The following is a 255-nucleotide window of genomic DNA, read 5'->3' on the forward strand; positions in this document are numbered from 1 at the left end:
CAGGACAGTGATTCCGGGTAGTTTTTTGCCTTCGAGGTATTCCAATGATGCTCCGCCGCCGGTGGAAATGTGGGAAAAGCCGTCGGTGGGCAGCCCGAGTTGGCGCACCGCGGCCGCCGAGTCGCCGCCGCCGACGACGCTGAACGCGCCCTTGCCCGTGGCGGCGATGATGGCCTCGGCCACGCCCTTGGTGCCCGCTGCGAACGACGCGAACTCGAACACGCCCATCGGGCCGTTCCAGAACACGGTCTTGGC

At 66.7% G+C, this 255-nt stretch carries 1 protein-coding gene; it reads right to left on the bottom strand.

What is annotated here, in order from left to right:
- A partial coding sequence (gene pgk, locus ABQE89_RS26355; RefSeq protein ID WP_448422193.1) for a phosphoglycerate kinase occupies positions 1-255 on the bottom strand: 255 nt, incomplete at both ends.

This window comes from Mycolicibacterium sp. XJ1819 (assembly GCF_053483675.1).